Genomic DNA, 17,058 nt, shown 5'->3' on the forward strand with positions numbered 1-17,058 from the left:
TACAGGAGCGGTCGAGGAGCGCGCCCGGTCAACGGGCCGGGCAGGGCGACGCAGTGGACGGCGCCCGGTCGCTCGAAGGTCGTGCCCCGCCGCAGGACCTCAGCGGTGCCGTCAGCCCCGCAGCAGTCGGCGCGCCGTCAGGGCGAGGCTGATCTCCACCACGTCCGCCGGACGGGCCAGGGAGCGGCCGGTGAGTTGCTCACAGCGGCGCAGCCGGTTCAGGACGGTGTTGCGGTGGCAGTACAGCCGCTCACCGGCACGCTGGGCGGAACCGTCGCAGGCGAACCATGCGGCCAGGGTGTCCAGGAGTACGTCCCGGTCGGCCGGTTCCAGGCGCAGAAGGGGGCCGAGTACCTGCTCGGTGAGGGTGGCGCCCAGTTCCGCACAGGAGATCACCAGGGCCTCGGGGAGGTGCTCGGTGAGCCGGACCGTGCCGCCCTCGGGCGGGCAGATGCTCAGCGCCAGGTCGGCCAGGCGCCGGGCGTCACCCACCGCGGCCAGTCCCGTCACGGCGCTGCCGACGCCGATCCGGCCCCCGGGAACGCCGTCGGCCGGGAGGCCCAGCGACTCCAGGGGGTTCACGGGGTAGACGGAGGCCACGGGGTTCGCGGGCTCCCGGTCGTCCTGCCCGTCCCCTTCCTCACCGACCAGGACGATGCCGTAGTCCACTTCCACCCCGGAGTGCCAGTAGACGCTCGCTCCGGGCGGTACGGCGGTGGTGTGGACGCCCGCAGGCCACTGCGGGCGGCCGCCGACGACCGCGACGACGACGTACCGGCCGTGCTCCGGCAGGCGCAGTCCGTCGGCGGTCTCGGGCAGGTCGGCGATCCGGCTCGTGCCGTCCAGGAGGGCCGCGGCGAGCAGCCGAACCCGGTTCTCACGCCGCCAGGCCAGCTGCCGTTCGGCCTGTCGGTAGGCGTCCGCCACGAGGCTGGAGTGCTCGTCGACGAAGTTCCACACGTCGGTGGCCACGTGCACGAGGAGCCGGATGTCCTCGGGTGCCGAGCGAGAGGTCTCCTCCACGAGCCGCTGCCACACCAGGGACCCGCCCAGCCGGAAGGCGTGCAGCAGGGCGTCCAGTGGCAGCCCCTGTTCGGCCCGGGCGACGCCGATCCGCCACGTGCAGCGGTGGGCGGCCTCGCGGGTGCCGCGCGGGTCGAGCAACGAGGTCACGCTGTGCCGCAGCGACCGGTGCACTTCCTCCCAGGTGCCGGCGTGGTCGTTCTCCAACGCGGTCCGGTACGCCGGTTCCTGCTCACGCAGGACCGCCAGCAGCCGGTCGGTCAGCTCCGGCAGATCGTCGATGAGGACGCGGGCCGCCCGATGCAGGGCACGCAGCGCGTCGGCGTCGATCAGCGACCGGATGCGTCGTGTCCGCGGCTGCGGAACGGGCGTCGGTCCGGTGCGGATCGTCGCGCGTGTGCGTACGGCAGGATGCATCGCGGCCTCCCCCAACCTCGGCTTCCCGGCAGTGCTCCGGCTTCGTCGGGCCGGCCCAGCAGGGCGCGCTGCCCGTGGGGCGTAGCCACCCGACGCGTCGTCCTGCCCCGAAGGATGGCATACCGTCCGGTCGGTCCCTAGGGTCGTGCAACGGCATTCTTCCGTGGGGCTCGCACGCCGAGGGCGCGAAGAAGTTGCGCAGGAGGGGTCACATGAGTGCCTCATCCGGCTTCCGGGCTGCCCGCCAGACGGCGTCTCCACCACCGGTCGGAACGCCACTGCCGATGCGTGGCGAGGGGATCCGGCAGCGTGCGCTCGACGTACTTGGCATCCAGGGCGCGTACTTGGTGTTCCAGCTCGACACGGGCCCGGTACGGCAGCTGCCGCACGACCTCCTCCAGGACGTCACGTGCGTGCCGCACGTCGTAGAAGGAACATCCTCGGCACGAACACGTCGACTCCTGCGGATACAGGGGCCGACGTCCCGGCGGTCGGAAAAATGCTCGATACTGCCGCAGCGCGCGGTCGGTGGCGCCGGGGTAGATGTAGTAGTCGCCCGAGAGCCGCTCTGTTCGGTCTATCGCGCTGCTGGTTCGGGCAGAGAGCCCGTGGATCCGGTCCGGAGGCAGGCTCCAGGCGAAACGAGGAGGCTGCTGAGCGCGCAGTGCGCCGGGCCGCTTACGCGGCATCGGCCTTTCGGTAGGTGGTCATGCGGTTCATCATGCCAGCCCCTGCGGTCCCGCGACGGATCCAGGCGGGTACGGCACCTGCACGCCCTTCCCTAGGCGGACAACCCCCCGGGGCCGACGCCGAGGACCCGTCCGCGGATGGTGGTGTCTCCGTCGGCCGCCATGTCTGTCCACGACAGGAAGACGCTTTCGGGGCTGTCGCCGGCGAACACGGCAGCGGCGCTCAGGTGGAATCGCTTGCCGCTGGTGCCGGAGCTGACCTGGACCTTGGGCCCGATCTCGAGCTGGGAGTCCGAGCAAAGCTGTGCCATCACGGTCGGCACCGTCTCGACGGTGTCCGCTCTCTTCCACCCACGCGAGGACGAAGCGCCCTCCTGAGATCGCCTGAACCGCGAGGACATCCCCCACTCCTGCCGCAGGACCGAGTCCGGCTTCGTCGCGTTGTGCGCAACCCGAAGTCGTCGTCCGCCGTCCTACGCAACGCCACAGGTCCGCTTACGCTGATCAAGGGGCCGCCGTGGTGCGGGCGGGGTGAGGGACGGGGGGACAACTGGTGGGAGTGTTCGGAGAGTTCGAGGTGCGGACTGTCGCGGAGTTGCTCGTCGAGAACTCCTTATGGCGCGGCGACAAGCCCGCTTTCACCGATGATCGGCGCGAGGTGAGCTGGGCCGAGCTGGAGCGCAGGACCGCTCGGTTGGCGGTGGGGCTGGCGGTCGGGCGCGGTGCCAGGGTGGCCTTCTGTCTCGACAACAGCGTGGAGTTGGTCGAGGGTCTCCTCGCCACCGTGCGGGCCGCCGCGGTAGGTGTGCCGCTGAGTTCGCGCGGTACCGACTCCGAACTCGCGGAGCTGTTGACCGACTGCGATCCGGCCGTACTGGTCACCGACCGGCGGAACCTGCCGCGGATCGCCCGGCTGGCGGAGGGCCGCCCGTCGATGCGGCTGGTGGTGACCGGCGAGGGTGCGGGCCCGCTGCCGTACGACGTCGCGCGCTTCGAAGAGCTCGTCGGCGGACCGGCGTCCTCGCCTCCCGACGACCTCGGCCTGGACGAACCGGCCTGGCTCCTCTACACGTCCGGTACCTCCGGCTCGCCCAGGGCCGCCGTGTCCAGCCAGCGCTCCGCGCTCTGGTCCCCGGTCGCCTGCTATCTGCCCCGTCTCGGCCTGTCGGCGACGGACCGGGTGCTGTGGCCGCTGCCGCTCACGCACACCTACGCCCACTCACTGTGCGTACTGGGCACCGTGGTGGCCGGCGCGAGCGCACGGATCACCGCGGCACCGGAGCCGGCCGCACTGGCCCGGCTGGTCGACGCGTACGCGCCGACCGTGCTGGCCGGAGTGCCGCTCACCTACCGGCAGTTGCTCGACGCCGGGCTGGGGGCGGTGCCGTCGCTGCGGCTGTGCGTCACCGCCGGGGCGCCCAGTGAACCGGAGCTGCGGGAGCAGGTCGAGACGCGGTTCGGCGCCCCGCTTCTCGACGGCTACGGCAGCACCGAGACCTGCGGCAAGATCGCCATGGAGGCGCCCGACGGGCCGAGGACCCCCGGCAGCAGCGGGCCACCGCTGCCCGGCACCGACGTCCGGCTGGTCGATCCGGAGACGGGGCGGGACAGCGCCGGCCCGGAGGGCGAGATCTGGGTACGCGGCCCCGGCGTCATGCTGGGCTACCACAACCGGCCCGAGGAGACCGCCGATGCCCTGCGCGACGGCTGGTACCGCACGGGTGACCTCGGCCGGCTCGGCGAGGGCGGCGCTCTGACCGTCACCGGCCGGGTGAACGACCGGATCGTGCGCGGCGGCGAGAACGTCGACCCGGCCGAGGTCGAGCAGGTGCTGCGCGGCCTGCCAGGCGTGCGTGACGCGGCCGTCGTAGCGCGGGCCCATCCGCTACTCGGTGAGGTTCCGGTGGCGTTCGTGGTTCCCGAGCAACAGACACTCGACGCGGCAGGCCTGCTGCGGGCGTGCGCGGCAGTGCTCTCCGCGCACAAGGTGCCCGACGAGGTGCTCTTCACGCCGGCCGTTCCGCGCACCGCGGCGGGCAAGCCGCGCCGGGCCCTGCTGCGCGAGGCTCTCGCCGAGCGGGCGGCCGAGCCGAGGCTCGAACTGCTCGCCGACCGCACGCCCGGCGAGCGGCTGGCCGCGCTGACCGACCTGGTGTGTGCGGAGGCGTCGGCCATCCGCGGGTCGGCCGCCGATCCGGGCACCGCGTTCGCCGACCTCGGCCTCACTTCCATGGACGCGATGACCCTGTGGCACCGGCTCAGCCTGCGCACCGGACTGCGTCTGCCGGCGACGCTGGTCTGGGACCACCCGAACCCGGCCGCGGTCGCCGCCCACCTGGACACCGAGCTGCACGGTTCGGCCGTACCCGCAACGGCGGTACCCGCAACGGCCGTACCGCAACGCGGCCCGAGGGCCGAGCCCATTGCGATCGTGGCCGTGGGCTGCCGCTACCCGGGCGGGGTGAGTGCGCCCGAGGACCTCTGGCGCCTGGCGGCCGACGGTGTGGACGCCACGAGCGACTTCCCCACCGACCGCGGCTGGGACCTCGCCTCCCTGCACCATCCCGATCCCGACCGGATCGGCACCACGTACACCCGCCGCGGCGGGTTCCTCGACAACGTTGCGGACTTCGACCCGCTGTTCTTCGGCATGTCGCCCCGCGAAGCGCTGGCCACCGACCCCCAGCAGCGGCTGCTGCTGGAGGTCGCCTGGGAGACGCTGGAGCGCGCGGGCATCCCCGCGCCGGCGCTGCGCGGCACCAGCACCGGCGTGTTCGTCGGGCTGATGCACGTCGGCTACGGCAGCGGAGTCCCGGCGCACGAGCTGGAGTCGCACATCGGCATCGGCTCGTCGGGCAGTGTGGCGTCCGGCCGTATCTCGTACGTTCTCGGTCTGCGCGGCCCGGCCATGACCTTGGACACGGCCTGCTCGTCCTCGCTGGTCGCGATGGACCTGGCCGCCAAGTCGCTGCGCGCCGGGGAGTGCACGCTGGCGCTGGCCGGCGGGGTGACGGTGCTGTCGAGTCCGCAGCCGTTCATCGCGTTCAGCCGTCAGCGCGGCCTGTCGCCGGACGGCCGTTGCCGGTCGTTCGCCGCCGGCGCGGACGGCACGGCGTGGGCCGAGGGCGTCGGACTGGTGCTGCTGGAGAAGCTGTCGGACGCCCGCCGCCTCGGCCATCCGGTGCTGGCCGTGCTGCGCGGGTCCGCCGTGAACTCGGACGGCGCGTCGAACGGCCTGACCGCCCCCAACGGCGAGGCGCAGCGCGAACTGATCCAACTGGCGCTGGGCGACGCGGGGTTGCAGGCGGCCGACGTCGACGTGGTCGAGGGGCACGGTACAGGGACCGCGCTCGGCGACCCGATCGAGGCCGGCGCCCTGCTGGCCACCTACGGGCAGCACCGCGATCCGGACGACCCTGTGTGGCTGGGGTCGGTCAAGTCGAACGTCGGGCACACCCAGGCCGCGGCGGGCGTGGCGGGCGTGATCAAGATGATCGAGGCGATGCGCCACGACGAACTGCCCGCCTCGCTCTACGCCGAGAAGCCGTCGCCGAACGTCGACTGGACCGCGGGCGCGGTGCGGTTGCTCGACCGGGCACGGCCGTGGCCACGAGGCGACCGCCCACGCCGCGCGGCGATCTCCTCCTTCGGCATCGGCGGAACGAACGCCCACGTGATCATCGAGGAGCCGTCGGCCGCCGACGACAACCCGAGTCCATGCGCGCCCGCGACCCGACTGCCCCTCACTCCTTGGCTGGTCAGCGGCGGCGACGAAGCCGGTCTACGCGCCCATGCCGCGGCGCTGGCGGCCGCGCTGGCCGATGTGACCGACGAATCGACGGCACTGGACGCCGCGTACTCACTGGCGACGACCAGGGCGCCGCTGTCCCACCGGGCGGCCGTCCTGGCCTCCGATGCCGAGGGTCTGCTCGCCGGGCTGCGCGACCTGGCGGACGGTGTCGACGGCCCTGCGCTGCTCCGGGGCACCGCGCTCACGCGTCCGAAGGTGGCGCTGCTCTGCGCCGGCCAGGGCTCCCAACGCCCGGGGATGGGCCGCGAACTGCGCGCGGCTTTCCCCGTCTTCGACGCGGAGTTCACCGAGCTGTGCGAGGAGTTCACGCCGTACCTCGACCGGCCCTTGCCGACGGTGATCGACGCCCCCGACGACGGCCTGCTCAACCGCACCGACTACGCGCAGCCCGCCCTGTTCGCCTTCTCGGTCGCCCTGCACACGCTGCTCGCCGACTGGGGAGTGCGACCGGACTACCTGGTCGGCCACTCGATCGGCGAGCTGGCCGCCGCCCATGTCGCGGGTGTGTTCTCCCGCTCCGACGCGGTGCGGCTGGTGGCCGCCCGTGGCCGGTTGATGGCGGCGCTGCCGACCGGTGGCGCGATGATCGCGGTGCGTGCGTCGTCGGCCGAAGTGGCGCGCGTGCTCGGGGAGGTCCCCGGCCGGGTGGCGATCGCGGCGGTCAACGGACCGACATCGGTGGTGCTCTCCGGTGACGAGGACGCGGTGGCCGCGCTCGTCGCCCGTATCGGACGGCCGTCCAGGCGGCTGCGGGTGAGTCACGCCTTCCACTCGCCGCTGCTGGATCCGATGCTGGCCGAGTACCGTGCCGTCGCCGAGGCGGTGACCTATCACCGGCCGTCCGCTGCGGTGGTGTCCACGCTGAGCGGTCGTCCCGAGCCGGACGCGCTCGCCGGCGCCGACCACTGGGTGCGGCAGGCGCGGGAGACCGTCCAATTCGCCGACGCGGTGGAATGGCTGGCCGGTGAGGGCGTCACGGCGTTCGTCGAGGCCAGTCCGTCCGCTTCGCTGGCGCTGGCGGCCGAGGACTGTGTCGCGCCGGACGCGCAGGGGGCGTTCCTGTCGTGCCGCGACCCGCGTACGGCGGTCGAGGCGCTGGCCTCGCTGCAGGTGCACGGCGTGCCGGTGGACTGGCGGTCGGTGTACGCCGGCAGCGGTGCACGTCGGCGCCCGCTGCCCACGTATCCCTTCCAGCGACAGCGCTACTGGCTGGACGCGGTCCGGCACCGGACACCGGCCGGACACCCCCTCATGGGACAGGCGCAGCCCGATGCCGACGGGCCGGTGATCCGGCACACCGCCATACTGTCCACCGCCCAGCACCCCTGGCTCGCCGACCACACGATCGGCGACCGGGTGGTGGTGCCCGCGACGCTCTTCGCCGAGCTGGCGTGCCGGGCCACCGGTGCGCCGGGCGTCGTCCGGCTGGCCGAACTGGCCTTCCACGAACCGCTCGTACTGTCCCCGGCGGAGCGTGTGCAGGTTCAGGTGGTGGCCGGGGCCCCGGACGAAGCGGGCGGGCGGCCGGTCACCGTATGGGCTCGCACGGCCGACGCCGAGGAGCCATGGAAGCGGCATGCCACCGCGACGACCGCACCGGCCGAGGCGCCGCCCACCGATGCGCCCGGGGCGTGGCCTCCCCCGGACGCCGAGCGGATCCCGGTCGACTACACGCGCCTCGCGGCCGACGGCCATCGCTACGGGCCCGCCTTCCGCGCGGTGACCGCCCTGTGGCGACAGGAGGGTGACGTCTTCGCCGAACTGGCGCTGGCGCACGGGGAAGCGGCGACCGCGGGCTCGTACGCCCTGCACCCCGCCCTGTTCGACGCGGCTCTGCACGCCGCGCTGCTGGCCGAGGCACCCGGCGAGCGGGCACGTGAGCCCCGGGCCCCGCTCGCCTGTACCGGCGTGACCGTGTACGCCACCGGTGCTTGTGCCGCGCGGGCCGTCGTACGGCGGCTCGGCCCGGACGAGTTCCGGGTCACCCTCACCGACCCGGCCGGCCGTCCTGTCGCCGCGGTGGAGTCCGTGGTCACCCGCGCGATCCCGGCGGCGGCCCTCACACGTGCCGAGACGTACCGCCTCATCTGGCGGCCCGCGGCGCCGGTCCACGACGCGATCCCGGAGCACGAGCTGCTCGATGTCGCCCAACTGGCCGCTGCCCTGCCCGACAACGCCACCCGGCCCGAGCGCGTCCACGGGCTTCTGACGGCCGTGCTGGACGTCGTACGCGACTGGACCACCGATGCGCGGCCGGGCCGGCTGATGGTGCTCACGCACAACGCCACGGGCGACGACCCGGACCTCGCCGAGGCGGCGGTCGCGGGACTCGTGCGCAGTGCCCAGTCCGAGCACCCCGGACGGCTCGTGCTGGTCGACCAACAGGGAGTCCCGGCTTCGCCGGAGGAACGGGAGACGGCACTGCGGACCGGCGAACCGCAGGTCTCCCTGCGTGACGGTCTGGCCCTGGTGCCCCGGCTGGCTCCTGCCGATGCGCCCACCGCCGAGCCGCCCGTCTTGGGCCCCGAGGGCACCGTGATCGTCACCGGCGGCACCGGCGCGCTCGGAGCGAGCCTCGCCCGGTATCTGGTCGTCGAGCGCGGGGTCCGGCACCTGCTGCTGACCGGTCGGAGCGGCCGGGTACCGGACTGGGTGGCCGACCTGCCCGCCAAGGTGCGTGTGGTGGCGTGCGAGGTGAGCGACCGTACGGCCGTCGACGCGTTGGTGGCGTCCTGCCAACCGGTGCCGACCGCGGTGTTCCACCTTGCCGGGGTGGTGGACGACGGCGTGGTGGACAGCATGACCTCCGGCCGGCTGGGACACGTGCTCGCGCCGAAGGCGGACGGTGCCTGGCACCTGCACGAGGCGACGAAGGACCTCGGTCTGTCCGCCTTCGTGCTGTACTCGTCTGCCGCCGGCGTACTCGGCCGGCCGGGCCAGTCGAACTACGCGGCCGCGAACGGCTTCCTCGACGCGCTCGCACGGCACCGGGTGGCCCGCGGACTGCCTGCCCAGGCACTGGCCTGGGGCCCGTGGTCCACGACGGGCGACGACGGGATGGCCGGCCGCGGCCGCGTCGCGCCCGAACGCGTCGGGGAGGGCGGTGTCCTGTCGGTCAGCAAGCGGGAGGGCATCCGGCTCCTCGACACGGCGCTGCGTATCCCGGAACCGGTGCTGGTGCCGATCCCGCTGGACCGGGTGGCGGCAGTGGCGGCGGGCCCGGCCGCGCCGGCTGTCCTGGCGGACCTGCTGCCGCGGCGCGCGGACCGGGCCGGGCGACTGTCTGAGCCTGATGGACCTGCTGGACCTGATGGACCCGATGAGTCTGGTGGGCCCGGGTCCGCGGGACATGTGGTGGCGGTCGAGGCGGTGGGGCAGGCGCCCGGCGCGTGGCGCGAGCGGCTCGCCGAGGTCGCCGCGCACGAACGCGAAACCGTCCTCGCAGAGCTGATCCGCGTCGAGGTCGCCGCGGTCCTGGGGTTCGCGGACCCGGCGGCGCTCCCTGCCGAACGGCCCTTCACCGACCTCGGCTTCGACTCCCTGACCGCCGTACAGGTCCGCAACCGGCTCAGCGCGTTCACGCGCGTACGGCTGGCTCCTACGGTCGTGTGGGAGTACCCCACCCCGTCCGAGCTGGCCGCGCACGTCCACGCCGCCCTGATCGAGGCGGGCGGCCTGCCGCAACAGGCCATTGGCGTGCCGGAGGCATCCGCCGCACCGGCCTCGGACGGCCCGCGGGAAGCGCAAGCCGGGCCCGGCACCCCCGAACCCCCCGCCCCGCAGTCGCTCCACCGATTCAGCACCGTCTACCACCAAGTGCTCTGCGAGCAACGGCCATTGGAGGCGATGGCACTGCGCTACCTCGCGTCCTACGCCCTGCCGACCTTCCGCGACGGCGACCACGCCAGGTATGCGGTCCCGCCGGTCCGGCTTGCCCACGGTGGCGGCACTCCGGTGGCGTACATCCCGGACTACCTCTCGCCGCTCCATCGCGTCCCCACAGGTCTGGCCGGACAGCTCGAGGGCGAACGGGACCTGTTCCTGCTGGAGCATCCCGGGTTCGGAGCGAGCCGGGCCGTCCCCGACGGCATGGCCGCGCTGGTGCGGACGCACGCCGAGACCGTGCGCGCGCTGCCCACGGACCTGGCACCGGTCCTCGTCGGCCACTGCGCCGGGGGCGCGGTCGCGCACGCCGTGGCCGGGCACCTCGCGCGAGCGGGTCAGCCTCCGGCCGGGGTGATCCTGATCGACACCCATGCGGGCGTGCTGCGCCGCGACGACCCGCGCGGGCTGGCCCTGATGATGGCCGGTGCCGCCCTGCCGGACGATGTCATCGACCAGTTGGACGACTCTCTGCTGATCGCCGGAGGCGGCTACGCCCGCGTGCTGGAGAACTGGCAGCCCGAACCATCGCCGGTTCCGACCCTGTTGCTCCGCGGCCGGCCCACCTCGCACATGCGCGCAACAGACTCTGACCGGGACTGGCAGCCACTGTGGCCGCTGCCGCACGACAGCGCGGACCTCCCCGGCGACCACTACTCCGTACTCAACCGGGACGCCGACAGCACGGCCGCGGCGATCCGCACCTGGCTGACCAGGTGACCCGTGACGCAGCACAGGAGAACAGGAGCCCTTGATGACCTCGGACTACGACCTCGTCGTCGTGGGCGGTGGGCCGGCCGGCTCGACCGCCGCCACGGCTGTGGCCCTGCGGGGTCATCGGGTGCTGCTGCTGGAGAGGGAGACCTTCCCGCGGTACCAGATCGGCGAGTCGCTGTTGCCCGCCACCGTGCACGGCCTGTGCCGCATCCTCGGAGTCGCCGATGAGGTGGCCCGGGCCGGCTTCACCGTCAAGCGGGGCGGGACGATGCGCTGGGGACGCGCCGCGGAGCCCTGGCAGTTCTCGTTCTCCATGACACCGCGCCTGCCCGAGCCGACGGCGACGGCCTTCCAGGTGGAGCGTTCCCGGTTCGACGAGATCCTGCTGCGCAACGCCGAACGCGTGGGCGTCGAGGTGCGCGAGGGCAGTCCCGTACGCCGCGTGATCACCGAGGGCGAGCGGGTGCACGGCGTCGAGTACACCGACCCGGACGGTACGGCGCGCACGACGCACGCCCGGTTCGTGATCGACGCGTCCGGTAACACGAGCCGTATCCACGGCAAGGTCGGCGGAGCGCGCGTGTACTCCGACTTCTTCCGCAACCTCGCGGTGTTCGGCTACTACGCCGGCGGCACCCGCCTCCCCGCACCGAACAGCGGCAACATCTTCTGCGCCGCGTTCGACGCCGGCTGGCTCTGGTACATCCCGCTGCGCGACGACCTGACCAGCGTCGGCGCCGTGATCTCACCCGAGCACTACGCGGCCGTGCAGCACGACCCGCGCGCCGCCTGGCAGGACATGATCAAAGCGTGCCCGCAGGTCGCCCGGCTCCTGACGGACGTGCCGGTCGCGACCGAGCCGCCGTACGACCAGGTACGCGTGCGCAAGGACTACTCCTACTGGAAGAAGTCGCTCTGGACACCGGGCATGGCCCTGGTCGGCGACGCCGCGTGCTTCGTGGACCCGGTGCTGTCCTCGGGCGTCCACCTGGCGACATACGGCGCGCTGCTGGCCGCCCGCGCGGTGAACTCCGCCCTGGACGGCAGCGTCCCCGAAGAGCGCGGCTTCGCGGAGTTCGAGGCGCGCTACCGCCGTGAGTACAGCGTGTTCTACGACTTCCTCATCGCCTTCTACGACATGGAGCGCAACGAGGACTCGTACTTCTGGGCGGCGAAGAAGGTCACCGAGGTGGACATCGACGAGGTCGCCGCCTTTGCCGAACTCGCCGGCGGAGTGGCCTCCGGCGACGAGGCGGTGGGCGCGACGGGCCGGCTCGGCACCTACTGGACCGCCGCCGCGGCCCAACTGGACACCGCGGTGCACCGCCTGACAACCGGCGAGGACCGAGTAAACCCCCTGCTCTCCACCCAGATCGTCACCGACACCTTCCACACCGGCAACACCCTCCAGGAACAGGCCCTGTACGGCGGCCCCCTCGACGACTCGGCCCCGGCCATACAGGACGGACTCACCGTCACTGCGGACGGCTTGTCCTGGGTCGGACGTGCGGGGCACTGATCAGGCAGGGGAATCGGCACCGCCATCCGGCGACCGCAGATCATTTCGCCGTGCGAACCGGGCACGGGCTGCGTCGTGGGCGTAGTAGAAGAACGGGTCCCCTTTCAGGATGATTCGCAGCGGCTCCCGGGAGCGGGAAGGATGAGTTCCGCGAGGTAGTCGTCCACGGCGTCGCGGGTGCAGTCGTTGCGGCCGTAGACGCTGTGTCCTGCCCCCTCGTACGGCAGTAGGACGGTCGTCTCGCGGGTCTGCCTGTGCACATTGGCCGCCCAGGAGAAGTGGTTCGCCGGGTCGTGCCGCGAATGGAGCAGCAGGATCTTGGGCGCCTCGGTGATGCGGAGACGGTGCTCGGGGTTGTTCACCCGGCTCGGCCAGCCGATGCAGCCGGCGACTCCTTCGTGGACGCGAGGGGTGCCACGCATGTGGGGTGCGGCCTGGAGCTCGGCCTGGGTGAGGGCGGCGTACTCCCGGTAGTTCTTCGGGCGCATGCTCCAGTCCTGGCAGAACACCGCGTGGAAGGGCGCCGCTTGTGTGTGCTGAGGCTGTACCCGGTCGGTCTGCTGCCGGGACTTCTTCTCCTCTCCCGGCTTCTGGCTGTCCAACTGCGCTATGAGGGCGGCCAGTTCCTCCCGGTCCGGGCCGTAGAACGCCTTGAAGGCGGACAGAGTGATGTCGTGGGCGGTGAGAGGCTGATCCGGGTTCTCGGGGTCCTGTATCTCCCCTCGGTCGGCCCGGGCGAGCACCGCGTCCCATACGGCGGTGACGTCCCGGCCGTACAGGGCACAGGAACTGGTGGACTCGCACCACTTCACGAACTGTTGGAAGGAGTCCTCGGCAGCGGACGCCGACGAGGTGAGGAACTGCCGGGTGCCGAGGCTGTGGTCGACGTTCGCGGTGAGGGCCATGGCCCGGATCCGGTCGCCGTACTCCTCCGCGTACTGCTGGCCGATCAGTGTGCCGTAGGAGTGGCCGAAGTAGTTGACCTTCCGCTCGCCCAGGGCCTTGCGCAGTGCGTCCATGTCCCGGACGACGCTCAGGGTGTCGGCGTGGTCGAAGACGGGGCCGGTGTGCCGACGGCAGTCCTCGCGTAACGCACCGTTGTACCGGGCGAGTTGATCGAACTCGGCCTGGTTGCGCGGGTAGGACGACGGCCGTTCGGCCAGCAGCTCGGACGAGCACATCACTGGCCGGCTGCCCCCGACGCCTCGTGGGTCGAAGCCGATGATGTCGAACCGGGCCAGGGTGTCCGCGCTGAAGTGGGACGGGGCGCGCCGTACGGCGAAGTCGACGCCCGAATCGCCCGGCCCACCCGGGTTGACCAGCAGCACGCCCACCCGGCGATCCGGATCGGCCGCTGTGCGCCGGGCCACCGCGAGATCGAACGTCTCCCCGCCCGGGCGTGCCCAGTCGACCGGCAGTCGAAGGGTCCCGCATTCCGCCTTGGCGTCCTGGGCGCAGGGCTTCCAGTCGATGGCGTCGGACGCCGCCGGCGCACGGTCGTGCGTCGTCGCACTGGCGACGGGAGTTGAGGCACCCTGCGTCTCCTCCCCCGACGCCGACGTTCCTCCGGCGAGCACTCCGGTGGCGAGTAACCCGGCGGCGAGCGCTCCGGTGAGTGCTCTGAAGAGCGGTTGCATGTAGTTCCTTTCCGAGGCGGTGCCCGTTGATCACGGGCGTTCCTCGATCAACCGTGGCGGGAGCTCACCGCTGTCACAATCGAACGGAAGGGGAATCAGGGCAGAGGCAGGGACGCCGTCGGGGACTTCCTCCGGGTGACTCCTAGGGGTTGCATCCGAATTGCCGCTACCGTTCGGCCATGAGGGCAGCGGTGCACAGCCGGTACGGGCCGCCGGACGTGGTCCGGATCGCCGACGTGGACAAGCCGTCGGCCGGTGAGCGGGACGTACTCGTCAGGGTGCATGCGACCACGGTCAACCGGACGGACTGCGCCTACCGCGCGGCCAAGCCGTTCTTCATGCGCGCGCTCACCGGCATCGCCCGTCCGCGGCGGGCCGTACTCGGGACCGAGTACGCGGGAGTGGTGGAAGCGGTCGGCAGCGACGTCACCTCGTTCGCCGTCGGCGACCGCGTGTTCGGCTACAACGAGGGCGCGTTCGGTACCCATGCCGAGTACCTGGCGGTTCCCCAGGACGACGCGATCGCGCCCATGCCCGACGGCGTGACGTTCGAGGAGGCCGCGCCCGGCACCGAGGGAGCGCACTACGCCCTGTCGTTCGTCAGGACCGCCCGAGTACGCCCCGGGCAGACCGTCCTGGTCAACGGCGCGACAGGCGGCATCGGCTCGGCTGCCGTGCAGTTGCTCAAGCACTACGGGGCCACCGTGACCGCGGTGTGTGACACCACCCACCTGGACCTGGTGAAGGGCCTCGGCGCGGACCGGGTCATCGACTACACCGCGCAGGACTTCACCCGGGACGAGCAGCGGTACGACGCGGTGTTCGACACCGTCGGCAAGAGCACGTTCGGCCGCTGCCGACGGCTGCTGAAGCCCGGCGGGGTGTATCTGTCGTCGGAGCTGGGACCCTTCGGGCAGAACCTCCTCCTGCCCCTCGTCACTCCCCTGTTTCGCGGCAGAAGGGTCAAGTTCCCCTTTCCCCAGCAGAATCAGGAGGTCGTGCGGGACTTGGGGGGCCTGATCGAGGCCGGAAGCTTCAAGCCGGTCATCGACCGACGGTATCCGCTGGAGCAGATCGTCGACGCCTATCGGTACGTCGAGACAGGGCAGAAGATCGGCAACGTCGTCATCACCGTCGCGTCGTGAGACGCGACTGAGCCGCCCGGCGGTCATTTCCGTGGCGGGCGGCTCGGGTCGTGAAGCGTTCAGAGATCGAGGTCGGCGGCGGCACACTGTAGGTGTCCTGGGCCGCTGGACGACACCGGCCGGTGATGCCGATGGCGGGATTCGAACCCGCGTTTCCCGCTGGAGAGGCGAAGTAGCCGCAGCCTGCGCACCTGAACACCCCACAACTTAGTGCTGGCCGGCGCAGCCGTGCACCTGGTTTTCCGGCAGCGCAGGCGGCGGTCCCCCGGCACCGGTCCGTGGGGTGGTCCCACGACGCGCCTACGTTGTTCTGGGCTTGACCGGCACGCACACCCACGCGAGGACAGCGGCGGTTAGGTAGGCGAGCGCGCCGATCGCCATGCTGGTGCGTAGGCCCGTGCTGTGGGCGCCGGCCGTGGCGAGGAGGCTGCCGCCGAGGGCCACGCCGGTGGCGCTGCCGATCTGGCGAGTGGTGTTGAACAGGGCGGAGGCGGTGCCCGAGTAGGAGGCAGGCGCGGCGCTCATCACGGTGGCGGTCGAGCCGGTCAGGGCGAAGGAGGTGCCGAATCCCGCGGCCATCATCGGGGCCACCAGCAGCGCGTACGCGGGGTCGGTTCCCGCCGCGGCCCAGCCGGCCAGGCCCAAGGCGGCCAGGAGCATGCCGGAGACCACCAGCGGGCGGTCACCGGTGCGGCGGCTCAGCCGTCCGGACAGGACGGAGGCGAACATCGTCATCGCCACCGCCGGGAACAGCGCCAGCCCGGTCTCGAGAGCGCTGTAGCCGCGCTGGTGCTGGAATTCCAAGCTGGCGGTGAACACCATGCCGTAGAAGCCGAAGTTGAACAGCAGGCCGATGACGGCGCCGCCGCTCATCGCGCGGGAGTGCAGCAGGTTCAGGGGAAGGGCGGGTGCGCGGGCGAGCCGCTCGCGTACGGCGAACGCCACTGCGGACAGGACGGCAAGGGCGAGGCCGGCGAGTACCGCAGGATCGGACCAGCCTCGCCGTCCTGCCTCGTTGAGCGCCGCGGTGAGCAGTGCCACCGCCGCCACGACCGCGCACTGGGCCGGCCAGTCGAGGGCCCGGGTGGCGCGCCGGGGCGAGGGTGATACGTGCCGTAGCGTCAGTGCGAGGCAGGCCGCGCCGACCGGCAGGTTGATGAGGAACACCCAGCGCCAGCCCACTGTGGAGACGAGCAGGCCGCCCAGCAGCGGGCCGGCGGAGGCCGCGATGCCCGCCATGGAACCCCACAGGCCGAAGGCCCGTGCGCGTGCGGCCGGTGCGGGGTAGGCCTGCTGGAGCAGCGCCAGGGATCCGGGCACGATCAGTGCCGCGCCGAGCCCTTCGACGAGTCGGGCCGCGACCAGGACGGGGGCGTTCGGCGCGAGCGCGCACGCGGCCGAGGACGCCGTGAACACCGCCACGCCCCAGCAGAAGACCCGACGGTTGCCGAGCCGGTCGCCGAGGGCGCCGCCGGTGAGCAGGAATCCGGCGAAGACCATGGTGTACCCGTCGGTGATCCACTGGATGCCGGTGAGGGAGGCCGACAGTTCGCGGCCGACCACCGGTACCGCGACGTTGATGATCGTCACGTCCAGGATCACCATGAAGTACCCGGCGCAGACCGCCAGCAGCGGTGCCCAGGAGCGTTGCCCGGGCTCGGCGCCGTCCGTCGACTCCGCCATCGCCACGGCCCCAGCTCCCTCCCGCCGACGGAAGTACCACGTCGAGGGTCACGGTAAGGGACATATGACGCATAGTTCCCGAAGCCCGCTCCCCCGGCTGGTCGAGCCGCCGAACACCCCGACACTCGCGCCCGGTTCTACTCGAACGCCCTCCGCGCCGCGGAAACGGCCTCCTCGTACCCGAGCGCCCCGTCACGGTCCTTGTCGGCTTCCTCGAACGCGCGTCGGGCCCGAGCCAAGTCGATCCCGATGCCTCTGAGGGCCGCGAGGAATTCCTCGATGTCTATCCGACCGTCGCCGTCCGCGTCGCCGATGACTCTCATCTGGTCGGTGACGGCCTTGAGTGCCGGGTCCAGCGCGGTCATCTCGTCCTCCAGCCGGTCGTCTGGATGTGACTCCTGCCAGGCTGAGTGACGACGGTGCCGCTCGCGTGCCCGGACGGCCAGTCGGGTGACGGTTGCCTCATGCGCCCCTTGTCCCCGTCGGACCTGTCCCGCGTGTGCCCGACGCATCCCGCTCATCGCGCGTGGGGCGG

At 72.2% G+C, this 17,058-nt stretch carries 9 protein-coding genes; 3 read left to right on the forward strand and 6 right to left on the reverse strand.

The features are described 5' to 3' along the window. Window positions 1-111: 111 nt before the first annotated feature. From OG254_RS02165 to OG254_RS02175, 3 genes are all read right to left on the reverse strand, one after another. Window positions 112-1,440 carry a helix-turn-helix domain-containing protein gene (locus tag OG254_RS02165; protein WP_405576763.1) on the reverse strand — a complete coding sequence of 443 codons (1,329 nt, stop codon included), beginning with the start codon at window positions 1,438-1,440 and terminating at the stop codon, window positions 112-114. A 221-nt stretch (window positions 1,441-1,661) separates the two neighbouring features. Next, the gene (locus OG254_RS02170; RefSeq protein ID WP_351198043.1) at window positions 1,662-1,862 is read right to left on the reverse strand and encodes a hypothetical protein; all 201 of its coding nucleotides are present in this window, start codon (window positions 1,860-1,862) and stop codon (window positions 1,662-1,664) included. Window positions 1,863-2,221: 359 nt separating this feature from the next. Then, window positions 2,222-2,443, reverse strand: a complete 222-nt coding sequence (locus tag OG254_RS02175; protein WP_405576765.1) for a hypothetical protein — start codon at window positions 2,441-2,443, stop codon at window positions 2,222-2,224. Window positions 2,444-2,682: 239 nt separating this feature from the next. On the opposite strand from OG254_RS02175, the gene OG254_RS02180 reads away from it, so the two are divergent. Both OG254_RS02180 and OG254_RS02185 read left to right on the forward strand, forming a co-directional pair. Beyond that, complete coding sequence (locus OG254_RS02180) at window positions 2,683-10,542, forward strand: SDR family NAD(P)-dependent oxidoreductase (protein WP_405576767.1); 7,860 nt, start codon at window positions 2,683-2,685, stop codon at window positions 10,540-10,542. Window positions 10,543-10,576: 34 nt separating this feature from the next. Further along, on the forward strand, window positions 10,577-12,058 hold the full coding sequence (locus OG254_RS02185) for a tryptophan 7-halogenase (protein WP_405576769.1): 1,482 nt from the start codon (window positions 10,577-10,579) through the stop codon (window positions 12,056-12,058). A gap of 104 nt (window positions 12,059-12,162) precedes the next feature. Here the strand turns inward: OG254_RS02185 and OG254_RS02190 are convergent, their stop codons facing one another. Beyond that, window positions 12,163-13,695, reverse strand: coding sequence for an alpha/beta fold hydrolase (locus OG254_RS02190; protein WP_405576771.1), 1,533 nt, complete (start codon window positions 13,693-13,695; stop codon window positions 12,163-12,165). A gap of 179 nt (window positions 13,696-13,874) precedes the next feature. On the opposite strand from OG254_RS02190, the gene OG254_RS02195 reads away from it, so the two are divergent. Next, on the forward strand, window positions 13,875-14,840 hold the full coding sequence (locus tag OG254_RS02195) for an NAD(P)-dependent alcohol dehydrogenase (protein WP_405576773.1): 966 nt from the start codon (window positions 13,875-13,877) through the stop codon (window positions 14,838-14,840). Between the two features lie 300 nt (window positions 14,841-15,140). Here OG254_RS02195 and OG254_RS02200 read toward each other — a convergent pair whose 3' ends face one another. After that, window positions 15,141-16,523 carry an MFS transporter gene (locus OG254_RS02200; RefSeq protein ID WP_405594809.1) on the reverse strand — a complete coding sequence of 461 codons (1,383 nt, stop codon included), beginning with the start codon at window positions 16,521-16,523 and terminating at the stop codon, window positions 15,141-15,143. A gap of 137 nt (window positions 16,524-16,660) precedes the next feature. Next, window positions 16,661-16,888, reverse strand: coding sequence for an EF-hand domain-containing protein (locus OG254_RS02205; protein ID WP_351198031.1), 228 nt, complete (start codon window positions 16,886-16,888; stop codon window positions 16,661-16,663). Window positions 16,889-17,058 lie beyond the last annotated feature (170 nt).

The sequence above is a fragment of the Streptomyces sp. NBC_01092 genome (genome assembly GCF_045039535.1).
Lineage (GTDB): Bacteria > Actinomycetota > Actinomycetes > Streptomycetales > Streptomycetaceae > Streptomyces.

Bases quoted from the DNA above. Each gene is read 5' to 3' on its own strand.
- OG254_RS02165 (WP_405576763.1), bottom strand. From the start codon at position 1,440: ATGCATCCTGCCGTACGCACACGCGCGACGATCCGCACCGGACCGACG.
- OG254_RS02185 (WP_405576769.1), top strand. From the start codon at position 10,577: ATGACCTCGGACTACGACCTCGTCGTCGTGGGCGGTGGGCCGGCCGGC.
- OG254_RS02190 (WP_405576771.1), bottom strand. From the start codon at position 13,695: ATGCAACCGCTCTTCAGAGCACTCACCGGAGCGCTCGCCGCCGGGTTA.
- OG254_RS02195 (WP_405576773.1), top strand. From the start codon at position 13,875: ATGAGGGCAGCGGTGCACAGCCGGTACGGGCCGCCGGACGTGGTCCGG.
- OG254_RS02200 (WP_405594809.1), bottom strand. From the start codon at position 16,523: ATGGCGGAGTCGACGGACGGCGCCGAGCCCGGGCAACGCTCCTGGGCA.
- OG254_RS02205 (WP_351198031.1), bottom strand. From the start codon at position 16,888: ATGACCGCGCTGGACCCGGCACTCAAGGCCGTCACCGACCAGATGAGA.